The sequence below is a fragment of the Pseudomonas putida genome (genome assembly GCF_001976065.1).
Classification (GTDB): Bacteria; Pseudomonadota; Gammaproteobacteria; order Pseudomonadales; family Pseudomonadaceae; genus Aquipseudomonas; species Aquipseudomonas serbica.
The window spans coordinates 299,210-316,560 of record NZ_MNAH01000005.1; the positions used below are offsets into that span (position 1 = coordinate 299,210).

Annotated in this window: 15 protein-coding genes and 1 pseudogene; 3 read left to right on the forward strand and 13 right to left on the reverse strand. The window is 60.5% G+C overall.

What is annotated here, in order from left to right:
- Nucleotides 1-17: 17 nt before the first annotated feature.
- The 6 genes from BKX96_RS19835 to BKX96_RS19860 are packed head-to-tail and all read right to left on the reverse strand — an operon-like array spanning nucleotide 18 to nucleotide 6,737.
- A complete protein-coding gene (locus BKX96_RS19835; RefSeq protein ID WP_077185269.1) occupies nucleotides 18-1,349 on the reverse strand; it encodes a DUF58 domain-containing protein in 1,332 nt (443 codons plus the stop codon).
- The gene (locus BKX96_RS19840; RefSeq protein WP_046818832.1) at nucleotides 1,346-2,347 is read right to left on the reverse strand and encodes an AAA family ATPase; all 1,002 of its coding nucleotides are present in this window, start codon (nucleotides 2,345-2,347) and stop codon (nucleotides 1,346-1,348) included. The genes BKX96_RS19835 and BKX96_RS19840 overlap by 4 nt, the downstream gene beginning before the upstream one ends.
- Entirely contained in the window at nucleotides 2,344-3,507 is a 1,164-nt protein-coding gene (locus BKX96_RS19845; RefSeq protein ID WP_077185271.1) for a DUF4350 domain-containing protein, read from the reverse strand. Before BKX96_RS19845 ends, BKX96_RS19840 begins: the two co-directional genes overlap by 4 nt.
- Complete coding sequence (locus BKX96_RS19850; protein WP_077185273.1) at nucleotides 3,504-5,051, reverse strand: DUF4129 domain-containing protein; 1,548 nt, start codon at nucleotides 5,049-5,051, stop codon at nucleotides 3,504-3,506. Before BKX96_RS19850 ends, BKX96_RS19845 begins: the two co-directional genes overlap by 4 nt.
- The gene (locus BKX96_RS19855; protein ID WP_046818929.1) at nucleotides 5,038-6,015 is read right to left on the reverse strand and encodes a stage II sporulation protein M; all 978 of its coding nucleotides are present in this window, start codon (nucleotides 6,013-6,015) and stop codon (nucleotides 5,038-5,040) included. The genes BKX96_RS19850 and BKX96_RS19855 overlap by 14 nt, the downstream gene beginning before the upstream one ends.
- Entirely contained in the window at nucleotides 6,012-6,737 is a 726-nt protein-coding gene (locus BKX96_RS19860; RefSeq protein WP_077185275.1) for an RDD family protein, read from the reverse strand. Before BKX96_RS19860 ends, BKX96_RS19855 begins: the two co-directional genes overlap by 4 nt.
- A 184-nt stretch (nucleotides 6,738-6,921) precedes the next feature.
- On the opposite strand from BKX96_RS19860, the gene sbcB reads away from it, so the two are divergent.
- Nucleotides 6,922-8,352: an exodeoxyribonuclease I gene (gene sbcB / locus BKX96_RS19865; RefSeq protein WP_046818828.1), complete on the forward strand. Its 1,431-nt coding sequence runs from the start codon at nucleotides 6,922-6,924 to the stop codon at nucleotides 8,350-8,352.
- Nucleotides 8,353-8,450: 98 nt separating this feature from the next.
- Here the strand turns inward: sbcB and mvaT are convergent, their stop codons facing one another.
- Nucleotides 8,451-8,828: a histone-like nucleoid-structuring protein MvaT gene (gene mvaT / locus BKX96_RS19870; protein ID WP_008058684.1), complete on the reverse strand. Its 378-nt coding sequence runs from the start codon at nucleotides 8,826-8,828 to the stop codon at nucleotides 8,451-8,453.
- Nucleotides 8,829-9,164: 336 nt separating this feature from the next.
- Here mvaT and purU point away from each other — a divergent pair, with 336 nt between their 5' ends.
- The gene (gene purU, locus BKX96_RS19875; RefSeq protein ID WP_046818827.1) at nucleotides 9,165-10,013 is read left to right on the forward strand and encodes a formyltetrahydrofolate deformylase; all 849 of its coding nucleotides are present in this window, start codon (nucleotides 9,165-9,167) and stop codon (nucleotides 10,011-10,013) included.
- Between the two features lie 213 nt (nucleotides 10,014-10,226).
- Here the strand turns inward: purU and gpgF are convergent, their stop codons facing one another.
- The 5 genes and pseudogenes from gpgF to BKX96_RS33570 form a co-directional block, all read right to left on the reverse strand.
- Entirely contained in the window at nucleotides 10,227-11,222 is a 996-nt protein-coding gene (gpgF, locus tag BKX96_RS19880; RefSeq protein ID WP_077185276.1) for a glucosaminyl phosphatidylglycerol flippase, read from the reverse strand.
- The gene (gene gpgD, locus BKX96_RS19885; protein WP_077185277.1) at nucleotides 11,219-11,995 is read right to left on the reverse strand and encodes an N-acetylglucosaminyl phosphatidylglycerol deacetylase; all 777 of its coding nucleotides are present in this window, start codon (nucleotides 11,993-11,995) and stop codon (nucleotides 11,219-11,221) included. The genes gpgF and gpgD overlap by 4 nt, the downstream gene beginning before the upstream one ends.
- Nucleotides 11,988-13,109, reverse strand: coding sequence for an N-acetylglucosaminyl phosphatidylglycerol synthase (gene gpgS / locus BKX96_RS19890; protein WP_077185278.1), 1,122 nt, complete (start codon nucleotides 13,107-13,109; stop codon nucleotides 11,988-11,990). The genes gpgD and gpgS overlap by 8 nt, the downstream gene beginning before the upstream one ends.
- Before the next feature lie 138 nt (nucleotides 13,110-13,247).
- Nucleotides 13,248-14,012 carry a methyl-accepting chemotaxis protein gene (locus BKX96_RS33565; protein WP_410454539.1) on the reverse strand — a complete coding sequence of 255 codons (765 nt, stop codon included), beginning with the start codon at nucleotides 14,010-14,012 and terminating at the stop codon, nucleotides 13,248-13,250.
- A gap of 93 nt (nucleotides 14,013-14,105) precedes the next feature.
- Nucleotides 14,106-15,137 (reverse strand): annotated as a pseudogene (locus BKX96_RS33570) (cache domain-containing protein); the annotation flags it as partial.
- 189 nt (nucleotides 15,138-15,326) lie between these two features.
- Between BKX96_RS33570 and BKX96_RS19900 the strand changes: the two are divergent.
- A complete protein-coding gene (locus BKX96_RS19900) occupies nucleotides 15,327-16,814 on the forward strand; it encodes a helicase HerA-like domain-containing protein (protein ID WP_077185306.1) in 1,488 nt (495 codons plus the stop codon).
- A gap of 44 nt (nucleotides 16,815-16,858) precedes the next feature.
- Here BKX96_RS19900 and BKX96_RS19905 read toward each other — a convergent pair whose 3' ends face one another.
- A complete protein-coding gene (locus tag BKX96_RS19905) occupies nucleotides 16,859-17,314 on the reverse strand; it encodes a DUF721 domain-containing protein (RefSeq protein WP_046818823.1) in 456 nt (151 codons plus the stop codon).
- Nucleotides 17,315-17,351: the final 37 nt, after the last annotated feature.

Sequence of the window (17,351 nt, forward strand, 5' to 3'; positions counted from 1 at the left end):
CCGGGAGAAGAGCGGCTCTAAATCGTTCCTGCTTTTTTCCAGTTCAGATAACGCGAGACCAATGCTGGGCCCAGCGCCTCAGGCTGCATGTCCACTACCTGAACTCCATGGGCGTTCAAACGCTCATGGAGTGCTGCGCGTGAATTCAGGTATTGAACGGTCCCGCAATAGACCAATGCCTCCGACAGGGTTTGCACCGGCAATAGTCGTGTTGTATCCAGGACATTTTCCCGCAAGCTTGCGACCAGCACCTGATGCTTTTTGCTCAATCGCCTGACGGCGGTCAGCAGTTCTTCATCGTCTTCGTCGCGCAGGTTGGTCATCAGCAGCACCAGCGCCCGGCGATTCTGTCGAGCCAGCAGTTGGGTGGTAGCCGCTTGATAGTCGGCGCTGCGTTGGGTGCTCTTCAGGTCGTATACCGTGTTGAGCAAGACGTTGAGCTGGCCGGCGCCTTTCACGGGGGCGAGATGGCACGGGTGGTCGCTGGCAAAAGTGCTGAAGCCGACCGCATCCCCTTGGCGCAATGCGACGTAGCTCAGCAGCAGGCAGGCATTGAGCGCGTGATCGAAATGCGCTAATTCACCGTCCTGGCTGCGCATGCGTCGACCGCAATCGAGCATGAAGATGATCTGCTGGTCGCGTTCGTCCTGGTACTCCCGGGCAATCGGTGTGCGTTGACGGGCGGTGGCTTTCCAGTCGATCTGGCGCAAGCTGTCGCCTTCGCGAAATTCCCGTAATTGATGAAACTCCAGGCCCAGGCCACGTCGTTGCCGCTGGCGTACACCGAGTTGGTTGAGCCAGTTGTCTACCGCCAGTAGTTGGCCGCCGTAGAGTCGGGCGAAGTCCGGGTAGACCCGGGTGTTGTCGGTCACGTTCAGCAGGCGTTTGCCGGACCATAAGCCCAATGGACTCGGCAGATTGATCTCACAGTGATCGAAGGTGAAGTGGCCACGCTTGAGCGGGCGCAGGCGATAGCCGACGTGGCTGTGCTGGCCGGGAAGCAGTTCGATCGACAGGGGCAGGTTCTCGAAGCTCAGACCGTCGGGTACGTGGTCATGGACCCGGATGTTCAGTGGCTGGGCAAAGTCGTGCTCGACTTTAAGTCGCACTTCACTCCAACGGCCGAGGGCCAGGCTACCGGGCATTTGTCGTTGTACGCGGGGGGAGGGCAGGCGTTTGAGACGCAGGGCGTCGAGCATAGCCAGGGCCAATAGCGCCAGGAGCAAGCCCCAGTTGATCGAGAACAGCGTTGATGGAACGGCAATGTCCAGTGCCTGCAATGTGCCCAGTGCTATGCCGATCAGCAGCAGGATCGCAAGCCAGATCAGCAGCAGGCGCGAAGGTTTCAAAGGCGTGGCGCCGGTACTTGATCGAGCAGTTGCCGTAGCACGTGATCGACGTCCAGACCTTCGATATCCAGCTCCGGCGCGATGCGCACGCGATGGCGCAACACTGACAGGGCGCAGCCTTTGATGTCGTCTGGAATCACGAACTCGCCGCCTCGCAACAAGGCCCGGGCCCGTGCGCAGCGCACCAGCGCAATGGACGCACGAGGCCCGGCGCCGAGGGTCAGGCCGGGCCAGCTGCGGGTGGTGCGGGCCAGGCGCACGGCATAATCGAGGACCTGTTCATCCATTGGCAATTGGCTGGCAATGCGTTGCAGGACCAGCACGTCCTTGGCTTGCAGCACGGTGCGCAGCGGTTGCACGTCGAGCATGTCTGCCCGGGTCGAGCGGCTGACCTGACGCACCATGTTCAACTCCTGCTCGGCATCGGGGTAGTCCATGCGCACCTTGAGCATGAAGCGATCCAGCTCGGCTTCTGGCAGGGGGTAGGTACCTTCCTGTTCGATGGGGTTTTGTGTGGCGAGCACCATGAACGGCTGAGCGATCGGCAGGGCGCGGCCTTCGAGGGTGACCTGGCGTTCCTGCATGGCTTCGAGCAGTGCAGCCTGGGTTTTTGCCGGGGCGCGGTTGATCTCGTCGGCCAGCAACAGGTTGGTGAACAACGGACCTTTGCGCAGTTTGAATTGCTCGGTCTGCAAGTCGTACACCGCATGCCCGGTGACATCGCTGGGCATCAGGTCCGGGGTGAACTGGATGCGCGCAAAATCGCCGCCGAAACAACGTGCCAGCGCCCTGACCAGCAACGTCTTGCCCAGCCCCGGTACGCCTTCGAGCAACACGTGGCCGCCGGCGAGCAATGCTGTCAGCACGTCGTCGATGACCGTGTCCTGGCCGATCAAGGCTTTTTGCAATTCATGGCGCACCGCCTGGGCCAACTGGCTGGCGCGCTGGCGTTGCGCAGTGGCGTGATTGATTGCATCGGGCTCGGTCGGTTGACTCATAACGCATTCCTCAGGTTTTGCAGACGGGCGACTTGGCGGCTGAATTCAGCGCTGGAAAGCCGCTGTCTCGGCCGCGGGCTCATGGCTTGGCTGACCGCGCTCGTGGGTTGGCCGCTCAAGCGGGCGAGTACCCGCCATTGTTCGGCAACATCGAATTGTTCGTAGCCGGGATGGCGATGTCTCACACGGCGCAGTACGTCTTGCTGCAAGGCTTGCAGCAGGCTGTCCTGGCCATTGTGTCGCAACATGAAATCGGCGCTGGCGCGCAGGTGGTCCTGCCACTGGTGGCGAGCTTTGGGCTGCGGTTGCTGCAATGGGCCATGGCGCACGCCGAAGTGCCAGAAAGCCAGCCCGATCAGGGCGACCAAGGCGACCAACGCCTGGGGGAAATGCCGCAGCAGCAATGTCAGCAGGCTAGCGTGCTCGGCGTTGAACAACAGGGTCACATCGGTATCGACAGTCAGGTACCAGAGCAGCCAGGCATTGTCGTATTGATCGATGGCCGGGGTTTTCCACAGGTCGGCATCGGTCACCACAATGATCGAACCGAGGCCGTGGTTGAGTTGCATCATATGGGTGGCCTTGCCACTGTTGGCCCAGGCCTGGGCGAGGTTTTTCGGGTCTTCGAGATGGAACGCGGTATCGAAGCCGGCGTAGGCCGGTGCGTCTTCATTTTCCAGATAGAGTTTGGTCAGCTGCGGGTAGGGATCGCCCGGGGTGTCGGACGGCGGATCCTTGAGGTCTTTGCTCAGCGATTGCTGCAGTTGCACCCGATCAAGCAACAGGTCATTGCTTTGCCCGGTCTGCTCATCCCATAGCGATTGAGCAACAAACAGCAGGCGCCCGCCGGCCCGGGTCCATTCCAGCACTTGATCGATCTGCCTGGGCGTCATGTTGTAGCGGTCGCCGAACAACAACAGGCTGTGATGGTTCGGCGTCAGGCTGGGCAGGATGTCGAGACTGTTGGCATGGCTGACACTCAGGCCTTGTTTGCGCAGGAAATGCTCGGCGGCCAGGTAGGGATTAGCCTGGGCTTCAGGCGCCGGGCCGTGGTCGATTTCGGCCGGATAGGGCGTTGCCTTCAGGTACAGATAAATCATCAGTGTGCCGAGCAGCACAGCGCTCACCGCGCTGACGATATGCCAGGTGCGTCGGTTCAACGGACGCCTCCCGGGTCAAATACGCCACGCCAGCCATCACACAGTTGGCGCTGCACATGGGCGGGCGGCAGTTGGTGCCCGTAGGCCATGTTTTGCCAGTGGGTGGTCAGGTCCTTGCTGAAGGCCAGCAGGGCCGGTTGCTGCAGTTGCTCGATGCGTTCCAGGACCTGGCCTTCGGTGTCGGCGGCCTTGAGCGGGATATCGAAGTCGTGCAACAAGCGGCTGAGCAGGGCGCGATAGAGCAAGCCAAGCGCTGCGCGCGGGTTGCTCTGCCAGAGGTTTTCGGCACTGGCAGCGATGTCCGGGGGCAGGGTTTCGCGGTCGAGGTCCAGGCCGAAGGCCTGTGCTGGAAGTGGACGTGGGGCTTTCTCAGCGAGGCGCGGGCGGCGGCTGACGAACGCCTGCAACCACTCACGATAGTGCCAGACCAGGACCCCAATGGCGCCGATCACGGCTGCCCACAGCATGGCTTCGATCAGCGTGGCCAAGGCGCCGAAATGCTGCTTGTCAAACATCTGGAGCAACGCTTTCAGCCATTGGGGTGTGGTGTCGTCATCCGCGCTTTCGTCGGCGGCCTGGTTTTCGCCGAAGCGATAACGGGTGATGGTTTCCCGGTTCTTGAACGGAGGTTGATCGAGGATCGCCTTGATGCTGGCCCGGGATGCCTGGCTGGTCAATGATTGCTCCAGCAAGCGCGGGCTGTCGGGTGCTGCAGGCGCTGGCCCCGCCGCCCAGACGGTGGATGCGATCGGCACCAGCAAGGTCGCCGCCAGCAACAGGGCAAGGGTTGCGCCGCTCAGGCGCTGGGAAAGGCGGCGAAACACCAGCTCGATATCCCAGGCTTCGAGCGCGGTGCGCCGGTTCAGATACAGGCTGAAGCCTGCGGCCACGTAGACCGGCTCCCACACCACCAGCACCAGGGCGTAGAACCCGTTGGACAGGTGTTCCAGCCAGTGCCAGTCCTGTGTCGCGGCGCTGATCAGCGTCTGCCAGCTCCAGTCGAGTGCGACCTGTTGCGGCAACAGCAGGTAAAACAGCACCATCAAACCGATCCACAGCGCGCTTTCCAGGTGCACACCGATCACCGTCAGCCAGCGTGCCGCACCAGCGTCGCGCTGCAACAACACCTGCAATCGCTGTTGGCGCGCCTCACCGCTCAGGCCTTCGAGCTGTAACACGGGCAGCAGGAAGCTGCGACTCAGGCTCAGGCGTCGCCAGGTCAGGCTGGCCAGCAGTTGCGGCTTGAGCAACCGTGGCCATTGGTAAAGTGCCTGTTTGAGGGTGGGCGTTTCACCGAAGATGGCTTTGGAGAGGATGTATAACGGTAAGCGTTCGAAGGCCGGCTTCAGCCACCAGAAGATGAACACGGCCAGGGTCGGCGAATCCCACAGCAACCAGGTGAGCAGGGCGAAAATCGGCAAGGTGACAAACGCCCAACTGGTCATCAGCAGGCGCCGGTGGCGCTGGCTCAACAGCACGCCGAGATCCATGGCTTCCCAGGAGGCTCTCGGGCGAATGACCACTGTGGTGTCACTCAGGCGCATGGCGGCTCCTTCCGGCGAATAGCAGGTAAACCGCCACCAGCACCCAGAGGGCTGCACCGACCAGGTATTTGGCCAGGGGCGCCGGGGCTGTCCGCGACGACCAGTAGGCTTCGATAAATGCCGCAATCAGCAGAAACATCATGACTCCGCAAATCAGCAGCACGCTCTTGCGGGCCATCAGGAGCAAGGATTCGGCACGGGGCAGGCGTCCCGGTGCGATCAACGCCCAACCCAGTTGCAGGCCGGCGGCACCCGCCAGGGCAATGGCCGTCAGTTCAAAGGCACTGTGACCCACCACGAAGGACCAGAAGGTTTGCCCATAGCCCATATGGGTCAAGTGCCCGGCCACCGCACCGATCATCAAGCCGTTGTAGACCAGGAAAAAAGCGCTGCCCAAGCCAAACAGCAAACCGCTGGCGAACGTCTGGAAGGCGATCCCGATGTTGTGCGTGATGTAGTAGCCGAACATCGCCCAGTCTTCACTGGCTGCCCGCTCCACGGAGCGCCCCAGGTGACCGGCATCGGGGTCGTACATGCTTTGTATCTCGCTGACCTGTTCGACCGGAATCAGGTTATAGACCAGCTCCGGAAACAGATACACCAGCCCTGCAAACACGATCAGGCTGCCGAAAAACATCAGGCTGGCGGCGAGTACGAAGCGCCATTGTTCGCGTACCAGACGGGGGAAGCCGGCCAGGATGAAACCCAGCGCATTGGCCCCCAGCTGGCTGCGATGCCGATAAAGTTGCTGGTGCCCACGCAACACCTGTTGCTGCAGTGAGTCGATCAGGAAGCTGCTGTAACCACGCTCGCGAGCCAGTGCAAGGTGTTGGCACATGCGCCGATAATCGGCCGGGAAATGAGCGGCGCCCTCGGCTTGCCTGTCCCGCTCCAGCCTGTCCAGCAACAGGGAAAACTGCTCCCATTCGGCCATGTGCCGGTGTTCGAAATGGCTTTGTTTCATGCCGGCCCCAACAAGCCATGGGCGATGCCGTTGAGTTCGGCCACGGCTTGGGGTGGCGGAACCTGCAAGGGGCGCGCGAGGATCGAGGCGAGCTCGTTGACCCTGGCGTCGGAAAGCCCGGCCTGGCGTTCGGCGAACCCTAGGATGGCGCGCTGCTCGGACAATGTCAGTGCAAAAGGTGGGCGGCGGGGTGGTGAAGGTGGCAGTTGCGGGCGGGTGAGCGGCTGTTCGCGGTAGACCACCAGCGTGCCGGCGGCCAGGTCACCGAGGCGCTTGAAGCTGGAATGTTGCAGGCAACTGATGGCGCCGAGGAAGTAGCCGAAGGGCAGCATGTCGACAGACCGCAACAGGTTGCGCAGCAGTGATGCAGACCAGCCAACGGGCGTGCCATCGTCCTGGATGACACGCAGGCCCATCCATTGTTTGCCCGGTGAACAGCCTTGGTTGAAGACTTCGAACAGCACCATGTACCACCAGCTCACGGCGAAGAGCAGGATCGATCCCAGCCCCGCACCGAGTTTTCCGAGCATCGCCAGGGCAACGAACAGCAGGCCCAGGATCAACCCGCGCAACGCCAGGTCGATGGAAAACGCCAGGGCGCGCACCATCAACCCGGCCGGGCGCAGTGGCAAGTCGATGCCTTCGGGCGTTTCGACCTGGTACCGCGTGTCCAGTGGCGGGGACAGCGTTGCTTTCCGTGGCAGTGCTGTAGTGTCGAGCATAGGCAACCTGATGGTGTGGCCTGATCGGTTTGTCTCTTCACGGGATGCTAGCAGTCTCACCGGGAAAAACGACATAACTATGTATTGCACATTGCGTAGCCAGGGATGATTGAATGGCGCGATTGCTGGCCGGAGCGGGACGGGAACGCCTAGACTTCGCCAATCTTCAGTTCAGGAATAGCCCGTGACCTCCATCTTCTGGTACGACTACGAAACGACGGGCATCAATCCCCGTTGCGACCGCCCCCTGCAAATGGCGGGGTTGCGTACTGACTTCGAGCTCAATGAAATCGACGATCCGGTCAACCTCTTTTGCCGGCCCAGCGACGACATCCTGCCGCATCCCGCAGCCTGCGCAATCACCGGCATCACGCCTGCCCGACTGGCCGAGGACGGGTTGAGCGAAGCCGACTTCATGACCCGGGTCCATGCCCAGCTGGCGGCACCGGGCACTTGTGGCGCGGGATACAACACGTTGCGCTTCGACGACGAGATGACCCGCTACAGCCTGTACCGCAATTTTTTCGACCCTTATGCACGGGAATGGCAGGGCGGCAACAGTCGCTGGGACCTGATCGATGTCGTGCGCGCGGCCTACGCCTTGCGCCCCGATGGCATTGTCTGGCCGACGGACGATGAGGGGCGGGTGACGCTCAAGCTCGAACGCCTGACCGCCGCCAACGGCATCGATCATGGCAATGCCCACGAAGCGCTGTCGGATGTCCGCGCCACCATCGCCCTGGCGCGCCTGATCCGGGAGAAACAGCCGAAGTTGTATGACTGGTTGTTTCAGCTTCGCAGCAAGCAAAAGGTTCTGGACCAGATTCGTCTGTTGCAGCCCATGGTGCATGTGTCGGGGCGTTTCTCTGCGGCGCGCAACTATGTCGGCGTGGTGTTGCCCTTGGCCTGGCACCCGCGCAACAAGAATGCTTTGATCGTCTGCGACCTGCACCTCGACCCGCAGGGTTTATTCGATCTCGATGCCGAAACCTTGCGCCAGCGCCTGTATACCCGTCGCGAAGACCTGGCCGACGGTGAGTTGCCAGTACCGCTCAAGCTTATCCACATCAACAAATGCCCCGTGGTGGCGCCGTTAGCGGTTCTTCGGCCTGAAGATCAGCTGCGCCTGGAGACGGATGTTGCCCTCTATCGACAACGAGCGCTGCGACTAAGTGACGCGCAGCAAGAGTGGCAAGCTAAAGTTGTGGCGATTTATGCCCGTGAAGATTTTTCCCCCAGCGAGGATCCTGAACAACAGTTATACGACGGATTTATCGGCGACCGTGATCGGCGTCTATGCGAGCAAGTCAGAACAGTCGACCCACTGCAATTGGCACAACAGCAATGGCCTTTCGATGATGAACGATTGCCCGAGCTATTGTTTCGATATCGAGCACGTAACTTTCCCGACACCTTGAGTCTCGACGAGCAAGAACGCTGGCGAATATTCTGTCAGAAACGTTTGTCAGTGCCTGAATACGGCGCGCCACATACCCTGGATAGTTTCGTAGAGGCCGCAGCCCAATTGGCCCCAACCGCCACATCGTTGCAACAGGCGGTACTGAATGAATGGCAGGAATATGTTCAGGATCTGCGCAAACGTTTGAATCTTTGAATTCGAAAATGCCCGGCGGCAAAAAACTCCGGGCATAAAAAACGCCAGCTTGTGCTGGCGTTTTTTTGTCGCAATCGAGCTGCGACAGGCAAGCAGACTTAGCCCAGCAGGGTCGCCCAGCCTTCAACCACGTCACCGCCCCACTTGGCTTTCCACTCTTTCAGAGTTTTGTGGTTGCCACCTTTGGTCTCGATGACTTCGCCGTTGTGCGGGTTTTTGTATTGTTTAACTTTGCGAGCACGCTTGGTGCCAGTAGTTTTTACTGCGCCGCCACGTGGGGCTTTGGTTTTGGCTTCTGGATCCAACAGCGCGATGATGTCGCGCAGGGACTTGGAATATTCGCCCATCAGGGTGCGCAGTTTGCCTTCGAATTCCAGCTCGGTTTGCAGTTTGTCGTCTTGGGACAGGTTCTTCAAACGGGCTTGCAGCTCTTTGATAGCTTCTTCGGTGGCGCGATATTCGTTGATCAAGGACATGATTACTACCTTATGTAGGGCACAGGATGGCAGGTGACAGTGCGGCAATAATAGTCAGGGTGTTTCATCAAGTAAACATTAAACCTGAGTTTATTTAATTTAATTCCTGTGAATTCAGCGCACATTGGATACGCAGTTAAATAGTTCGCTGCTTGTGCTACAGATATTTACAAACTGCTGCTTGTCGAGGGTCTAGTGCACTGTGCCCGGTGCCAATCTGGTGGCGCGAGAACCTTGGCGCCAGCCGTTGGCTGAGGCAATACGTCATCAATACTGCAGTTTTGCTGCGCAATCGCTAGAATGGCCGCCTTTGCGAAGTTCTGGAGTTTCCCCCTCATGCGCACTTTTCGGCTGGTGATTTCTTGCCCGGACCGCGTCGGCATCGTTGCCAAAGTCAGTAACTTTCTGGCGTCCCATAACGGCTGGATCACCGAAGCGAGCCACCACTCGGACAATCTCAGTGGTTGGTTCTTCATGCGTCACGAAATTCGTGCCGATTCGCTGCCTTTCGGTATCGACGCCTTGCGCGAAGCCTTTGCGCCGATTGCCGAAGAGTTCTCGATGGACTGGCGCATCACCGATACCGCGCAGAAGAAGCGTGTGGTCCTGATGGCCAGCCGCGAATCTCACTGCCTCGCCGACTTGCTGCATCGCTGGCACAGCGATGAACTGGATTGCGAAATCGCCTGCGTGATTTCCAACCATGACGACCTGCGCAGCATGGTCGAATGGCACGGCATTGCGTACTACCACGTACCGGTCAATCCCCAGGACAAGGAGCCTGCATTCGCCGAGGTTTCGCGCCTGGTCAAGCAACACGATGCCGAAGTGGTCGTACTGGCCCGCTACATGCAAATCCTGCCGCCTGAGCTGTGCCGTGAATATGCGCACAAAGTGATCAACATCCACCACAGCTTCCTGCCGTCGTTCGTCGGCGCCAAGCCCTACCACCAGGCTTCCCTGCGTGGTGTGAAGCTGATCGGTGCTACCTGCCACTATGTAACCGAAGAACTGGACGCCGGCCCGATCATCGAGCAGGACGTGGTGCGCGTCAGCCACAGCGACAGTATCGAAGACATGGTGCGTTTCGGCCGTGATGTCGAGAAAATGGTGCTGGCCCGTGGTCTGCGCTACCACCTTGAAGACCGGGTGCTGGTCCACGGCAACAAAACCGTGGTGTTCTGATCACCGCACTAAACGGTTGAAATTCGAAGGGCCTGGGCGTTCAATCGCTGCAGGCCCTTCGCCGTTTCTGCACCGAGGATTTGAACATGGCCGATCCGCGGGACAAAGCCACTTGCAGGGCACCCGCGACCTTGGGCGAGGGGTGCTTGAGCCGTTACGACCCCGATGAAATGAGCCCTGAAGATGGCATGTAGGAGCTGGCGAGCCAGGCTCCTACAAATACACGCTCTTCATGAGTTTCTTGAGCAACGGCCGCCCCAGCATCAACAAAAACACCGGTCCACCCACCAGCAAATAAAAGTAATAAGTCACCGCCCGCCAGATCAGAATGGCCGCCGCCGCCGTGGATTTGCCGACCATGGGCGCCAACAATGCCGCTGAAGTCAATTCTGCCGCCCCCGCTCCGCCTGGCAACAGGCTGAACTGCCCCGCACTCAGTGAAACCATCTGGATCAGAAAACTCCAGGCCCACTGCAAGTCCGCGCCGAGCCCGCGCAGCGCCAGGTACAACACGCTGTAACGCAAGATCCAGTGCACGCACGTCAAGCCAAACACAGTGATCAGCGTGTGCGCAGGCAGCTTCAGGGTATCGGTGAACGCCGCCAGAAAGTGCAGGAGCTTGCGTGCCCAGCGCATACGGGTCGAGGGCTCGACGTTGAGGCGTGCCAGCAGTCGGCCCCCCATGCGAATCAGCATTCGGTGATAGCGCGCCACCACCACGCAACCGACCAGCCCACCGAACATCGACAGGGCACTGACGATCAGCAACCACGCCATGTGCTGGCTGAGATGCTGGAACAGGGCGTAAATCAGGATCCCGATCAATGCGCAGAGGAAAAACAACAAATCGCTCAGTTGGTCCATGGCAAACACGGCGCTGCCCCGGGCCGGTCGCACGCCGTTGCGCGCCAGCAACGCCATGATGGTCAGTGGTCCGCCGCTGCCACCTGGTGTGGCGCAATAGGCAAATTCGGCCGCCATCACCACGCCGAGGCTCTTTAGCGGGCGGACCTTGTCGCGCTGATCCCCCAGCAAAAGGCGCAAGCGCATCGTATTGACCACCCAACACAGCAGGATCATGCCGAACATGACCATCAAGCTGCTCAGCGGAAAGTCATTGAGCCGAGACCAGGTTTCGCTGCCACCCAGCAGCCAGGGAATCAGCAGCGCGGCGAGCAGGCCGATGCACAGCAGAATCGAGCGACTCATGCCGCAAGCCCCATGCGCTGGCAGTGCAAGGCCAGCCAACGGGCCTTGGTCATCGGCACGCGGCCCTCATCGAGCAGGCGCTTGAGGGTTTGCAGCCAGTACGTGCGCGATAACTCATGGCGCATGTCCACCGGGTGCAGACCCAAGCGAATCACCGGCGCTGTTCGCCAGCGTTGTTCGAGTTGCTGGCTGACCAGTTTCGACACGCCACGACGCCAGGCACTGCGCGCACTCCAGACCAGTCCTGGGGCATCGATCGCGGTGAAATCAGGCAGGCGATACAGATGTCGGGCGTCGCTGGTGTAATTCAGCGGTAATTGGCTCAAGGCCTGGCGCGTGCCGTCACTCATCAACCAGGCTGGCGCGACGAAGCCCTGCAGTGGCCAATTGTAGCGCTGGAACATTTCAATGCCGGCATGCAGGCGGGTGAGTGCTGCCTCGCGAGACAGACTGTAGAACTCGCCCTCGTGGGTGTAGATCCGGCGCATGAACCAGTCGCGGGGATTGCTCGCCTTCGGACCGTCGTCGCAGTGAAAGTAACCGTGCAGCACCAGTTCGTCGCCGCGCTCGAGCCGTGCGCCGAGTTGACGACGAAATTGCGGATGGGCTTGCAGGTCGTTGTGTTTGTGGAAATCCGGCACCACCAGCCAGGAGATCGGCACACGGCCCAGTGCGTCGACGGCTTCGACAAAGGGTTGGTAATCGGCCCAGGTCGGTGGCGCGACATCGTGCAGCACCAACAGCAAGCCGGGCGCATCCGTGGTTTCAAGCATTGGCGGCTCGCGGCCATTGGCTGCCGAGGACGGCGTGATAGTGGCCGAGCAGACTGTTGACTACCGCGTCCCAGGCATAGTGCCGCTCGACATGGCGTCGGGCTTGCTGGCCCAGGGCTGCGCTGCCCTGGCTGAACAGCTCGCGCACCGCGTAGGCCATGGCCAACGGATCGTTGGGGGCACACAACAGGCCACATTGTTCGGTGATGATTTCCTCAAACGCGCCAGCTGCCACCGCCACTACCGGGATACCGCAGGCCATGGCTTCAAGGATCACCAGGCCAAAAGTTTCCTGGTCACCGGCATGCAGCAGTGCGTCGGCACTGGCCATCAGGCGAGCGACTTGCGTAGCCGGGCAGAATTGGTCGATAACCGTGACATTGTCCGGCACCGTGGTTGGCATCGACGACCCGACCAGCAGCAAGTGATAGCGTCGGCCCAGGCGTTTCATGCATTCGAGCAGTACCGGCAGGTTCTTCTCCTTGGAACCGCGCCCGGCGAAGATCAATAGATAAGTGTTTTCGTCCAGTCCCAGCTCGGCCCGAAGGCCGGTATCCCGTGCGTCGGGATGAAACACCTGGAGGTCGACCCCCAAGGGCTGCACGAAAACATTCTTCACCCCCAGGGCGGTCAGTTTATCGGCCATGACCTGGCTCGGTGCCAGTACCCGATCGAAATTGCCATAGAGCTTGCTGACATAGGCCTCGACATTTGGCGTGACCCAGTTGCCCATTCGATTGCTGGCCAGCAGTGGCAGGTCCGAATGATAAAAGCCGATGACTGGCACATCCAGTTGGCGACGCGCGTCCAGGGCCGCCCAGGCGGTGAGGTAAGGGTCGCCGACTTCAATCAGATCGGGTTGCAGAACCTGCAGGACATTGCGCCAGGGCGCGAGACGCAGAGGGAAACGATAACCTTTGCCGAAGGGCAGGGCAGGCGCCGGAACCGTGTAGATGCCATCCTTTTCGCTGAGGATTGCTCCTGGTATCAGCACACTGTGGCGAATGCCTGGCCTGGTGCACAGGCGATGATGCTTGGCATCCAGATAGGTGCGCACGCCACCGCTGGCAGGGGCGTAGAACATGGTTATGTCAGCGATATGCACGATGAACATCCCTCCGGTCCGTTGTTCTCCCTTGGTTGACCTTTATGAAGAATAGATGTTCGGTTGGGATTTGGAGGGGTGGCGTGCCTGGAAGAGCTACTTCGCGGGCAAGTTGGAGCGTTGCCCGCGAAGAAGCTGGATAAAAGGTTAGATGCGGAAGCTGCCCACCAACTGCTTCAACCGCGCCGCCTGTTGCTCCAGGTCCGAACAGGCACGCAAGGTAGATTGCAGGTTTTCCACGCCTTCCTGGTTCAGCGTGTTGATTTCAGTGATGTCCACGTTGATCGACTCGACCACCGCGGTCTGTTCCTCGGTGGCGGTCGCCACGGACTGGTTCATGCCATCGATTTCGCCGATGCGTTGCGTGACGCTGCTCAGGCGCTCGCCGGCCAGGTTGGCAATTTCCACGCTGTCCTGACTGTGGCGCTGGCTGTCGCTCATGGTGCTGACCGACTCGCGGGCACCGACCTGCAGTTCTTCGATCATGGTCTGTACTTGCTGCGCCGATTCCTGGGTGCGATGTGCCAGGTTGCGCACTTCATCGGCCACCACGGCAAATCCACGCCCGGCTTCCCCGGCCCGCGCCGCTTCGATGGCAGCGTTGAGCGCCAGCAGGTTGGTTTGCTGGGAAATGCTGGTGATCACTTCGAGAATCTGTCCGATGTTCACGGTTTTGCTGTTGAGCGATTCGATGTTGCTGCTGGACGCGCTGAGCATGTTCGACAGTTGATTCATCGCGGCAATGCTACGGTCCACCACTTGCTGGCCATCTTCGGCCAGGTTACGGGCATCGCTGGCCTGGCTCGACGCTTGCGCGGCATTGCGGGCGATCTCCTGGGCGGCAGCGCCGAGCTGGTTGATCGCCGCTGCCACGCTGCTGGTGCGTGATGCCTGTTGGTCGGAGTTGTACATCGACGAGTTCGAGGCGGCGACCACGCGCAACGCCACTTCGTTGACCTGGCCCGTGGCCGAGGACACTTCGCGGATCGAACCGTGGATACGTTCCACAAAACGGTTGAAGGCGGTACCGAGGCTGCCGAACTCGTCGTTGTTCTGGATCACCAGGCGCTTGGTCAGGTCGCCTTCACCGTCGGCGATGTCGGCCATGGCCCGGGTCATGACGTGCAGTGGCTGGATCAGCAGGCGGATCAACATGCCCAGCAGGGCGATGATGATGGCGACGGCGATCACTGTGGCAACCACCGCCGAGGCGCGGAACTCACTGAGCATCGAGAAGGCTTTGTCCTTGTCCACCGACAGACCGATGTACCAGTTGACAGAAGGCAGGCCCTTGATCGGGGTAAAGGTGACGATGCGGGTTTTGCCGTCGACCACGATTTCACTGAAGTCGCGGCTGATGCGCGGGGTATTTTGCGGGTATGCCTCGCCCAGGGACTTCATGACCAAGGCCTTGTCCGGGTGGACCAGGATTTTGCCGTCGGCGCTGACCAGGAAGGCGTAGCCCATGCCGTCGAAGTCACGGGCGCTCAGGGTGTCGATCAAGGTTTGCAAACTCAGGTCGCCGCCCACCACGCCTACGCCTTGCCCGGCTTTCGTCGAGGCCATGGCGATGGAAATGATCGTCTGACCGGTCGCCGCGTCGACATAGGGTTCGGTCAGGGTCGGCGTGCTGCTATTTTGCGCCCCCTTGTACCAAGGGCGAACCCGTGGGTCGAAACCGTCTGGCATCTTCGCATCCGGACGGATGGTGAAGTGCCCGGTGGCGTCACCGAGGTAGGACGCCATGAACGTCGACGTCAGGGCTTTCTGTTCCAGCAGGGCGGCGACGTTGGTTTGTTCCGGGTTGATGGCAATGTTTTGCGCCAGGTTCTCGATCAGCAGGATACGGCCGGTCAGCCAGGTCTGGATGTTGCTGGCGGTGACGTCGCCCATCTCGTTCAGATAGTTGTCCAGGTCTTCGCGGATGGCATTGCGCTGTAAATAGTCGTTATACAGGGTGAATGAGGCGAAAGTGGCAATGACGATGAGGGCGGCGGCAAGCAGGATTTTATGGCTGAAGCGTAGATTTTTGTTCATGGCTTGGGGTTCCGCTAAGGTCTTAATGTCCTGCGCGTGCTTTTATAAAGGGACGCACGATGGGCAATGTTGAAAGCAAGTGAAATTTCCGTCGCTCCTTAAGGGAAATGTCCGACAGATTTGTGTCTGTCTGCTTTGTCGTTATTTCTATCGGCCGTGTAGGACCAAAGATTAACCATGGGTGACCAAATGCCTGATTCATTGCAGCTAGTTATCGGCGCCGACCTCGCGGGACAGCCGATCGCCCAGGCCATGCGCCTGGCGAACCGCCACGGTTTGATCGCGGGTGCTACGGGGACCGGCAAGACCGTAACCTTGCAACGCATGGCCGAAGCCTTCAGCGATGCCGGCGTGGCGGTGTTTGCCGCCGATATAAAGGGAGACCTGTGCGGCCTGGGCGCTGCCGGCAACCCCCAGGGCAAGATCGCCGAGCGGATAGCCGGCATGCCATGGCTGAACCACAAGCCTGCGGCGTATCCGGTGACCTTGTGGGACATTCACGGTCAGTCCGGTCATCCGCTGCGCACGACCTTGAGCGAAATGGGACCGTTACTCCTGGGAAGCCTGCTGGAACTGACCGACAGCCAGCAGTCGACGCTGTATGCCGCGTTCAAGGTTGCCGACCGCGAAGGCCTGTTGCTGCTGGATCTAAAAGACCTCAAGGCACTGCTCAATCACCTCAAGGACAATCCACAGTTGTTGGGTGATGACGCGGCGCTGATGACCACCGGCTCCAGCCAGGCCCTGCTACGGCGCCTGGCAACCCTGGAACAGCAGGGCGCTGAAGCGCTATTCGGTGAGCCGGCGCTGCAACTGGAGGACATTCTGCAACCGACTGCCGATGGCCGCGGCCGCATTCATTTGCTCGATGCCAGTCGCCTGGTGCATGAAGCGCCGAAGGTCTATGCGACTTTCCTGTTGTGGCTGCTGGCCGAGCTGTTCGAGCAACTGCCTGAACGCGGCGATTCGGACAAACCACTGCTCGCGCTGTTTTTCGACGAGGCGCACTTGTTGTTCGCCGGCACACCCAAAGCGCTGCAGGACCGCCTGGAGCAAGTGGTGCGGCTAATTCGTTCCAAAGGGGTGGGGGTGTATTTCGTCACCCAATCACCCGGCGACTTGCCCGACGACGTGCTGGCACAGTTGGGCCTGCGCATCCAGCACGGCTTGCGCGCGTTCACCGCCAAGGAGCAGAAATCCCTGCGGGCGGTGGCGGACGGTTTTCGCCCGAACCCGGCGTTTGACGCCCTGTCGGTGCTGACCGAACTGGGCATCGGCGAGGCGCTGGTGGGTACCTTGCAGGACAAGGGCACGCCGGAGAGGGTCCAGCGTGTCTTGGTGGCGCCACCACAGTCGCGAATCGGGCCATTGAGTGACACCGAACGCACCGTGCTGATCGGCGGCTCGCCGTTCAAAGGGCGGTATGACAAACCGATCGATCGGGAGTCGGCATATGAGGTGCTGATGGGGCGCAAGGGGCTGGCGCCGGAACCTGAGGCGGCACCGGATAAACCGGCGGCCGAAGAGCCAAGCTTCACCGAACAGGCCGGGGAGTTCCTCGGCACGGCGGCGGGGCAGGCACTGAAGTCGGCGATGCGACAGGCGGCCAACCAGTTGGGCCGACAATTGGTGCGCGGCTTGATGGGCTCATTATTAGGTGGCAAGAAAAGCCGCTAAATCCTTGTGGGAGCGGGCTTGCCTGCTCCCACATGGTGTCTGTGTCAGGCTTTGGGTCTGGCGTGCGCCGCCAACCGCTCCAGCGCCGCCCGCAGGTTCGGATCGCTGATCCCGTCAGCCGTGGCCTGGATGGTCGCGGCGGCATCATTGGATAAATCCATGGTATGCCCGGCCGCACCTTGCTGCACGGTCGGCGGCTGCACCTTGAACAGGATTCGCGTCAGGTTGGCGAATTCGTCGAACATCTGCAATTGCCGGAGCAGGCGTTTTTGTTGGTAACGCAGACGAGTGGCCCAATGACCGTCGGTGACAATCAGCAACAAACTGCCTTCGCGCCAGGACGCCACATGGCAATGGGCGCGCGCGGCGGGCTGCAGCTGGCTCTCGAGCAGACGTTGCAAATGCCCCAGGCGTTGGGCGTGACCGAGAATGGCCTTGAGCGGCTTGGCTTCGCGAAGCAGAACGGCGGGTGCTCTGGCCGTAAGAGGGCGAAATGCCATGATCAGACACCTGAAGTAACAGAGCCGCCATGGTAGC

Excerpts from the sequence above, each read along its gene's own strand:
- BKX96_RS19855 (WP_046818929.1), bottom strand. The coding sequence starts at position 6,015 with ATGAAACAAAGCCATTTCGAACACCGGCACATGGCCGAATGGGAGCAG.
- BKX96_RS19905 (WP_046818823.1), bottom strand. The coding sequence starts at position 17,314 with ATGGCATTTCGCCCTCTTACGGCCAGAGCACCCGCCGTTCTGCTTCGC.
- BKX96_RS33565 (WP_410454539.1), bottom strand. The coding sequence starts at position 14,012 with ATGTACAACTCCGACCAACAGGCATCACGCACCAGCAGCGTGGCAGCG.
- gpgS (WP_077185278.1), bottom strand. The coding sequence starts at position 13,109 with ATGTTCATCGTGCATATCGCTGACATAACCATGTTCTACGCCCCTGCC.
- BKX96_RS19850 (WP_077185273.1), bottom strand. The coding sequence starts at position 5,051 with ATGCGCCTGAGTGACACCACAGTGGTCATTCGCCCGAGAGCCTCCTGG.
- BKX96_RS19860 (WP_077185275.1), bottom strand. The coding sequence starts at position 6,737 with ATGCTCGACACTACAGCACTGCCACGGAAAGCAACGCTGTCCCCGCCA.
- mvaT (WP_008058684.1), bottom strand. The coding sequence starts at position 8,828 with ATGTCCTTGATCAACGAATATCGCGCCACCGAAGAAGCTATCAAAGAG.
- gpgF (WP_077185276.1), bottom strand. The coding sequence starts at position 11,222 with ATGAGTCGCTCGATTCTGCTGTGCATCGGCCTGCTCGCCGCGCTGCTG.
- purU (WP_046818827.1), top strand. The coding sequence starts at position 9,165 with ATGCGCACTTTTCGGCTGGTGATTTCTTGCCCGGACCGCGTCGGCATC.
- gpgD (WP_077185277.1), bottom strand. The coding sequence starts at position 11,995 with ATGCTTGAAACCACGGATGCGCCCGGCTTGCTGTTGGTGCTGCACGAT.
- BKX96_RS19840 (WP_046818832.1), bottom strand. The coding sequence starts at position 2,347 with ATGAGTCAACCGACCGAGCCCGATGCAATCAATCACGCCACTGCGCAA.
- BKX96_RS19900 (WP_077185306.1), top strand. The coding sequence starts at position 15,327 with ATGCCTGATTCATTGCAGCTAGTTATCGGCGCCGACCTCGCGGGACAG.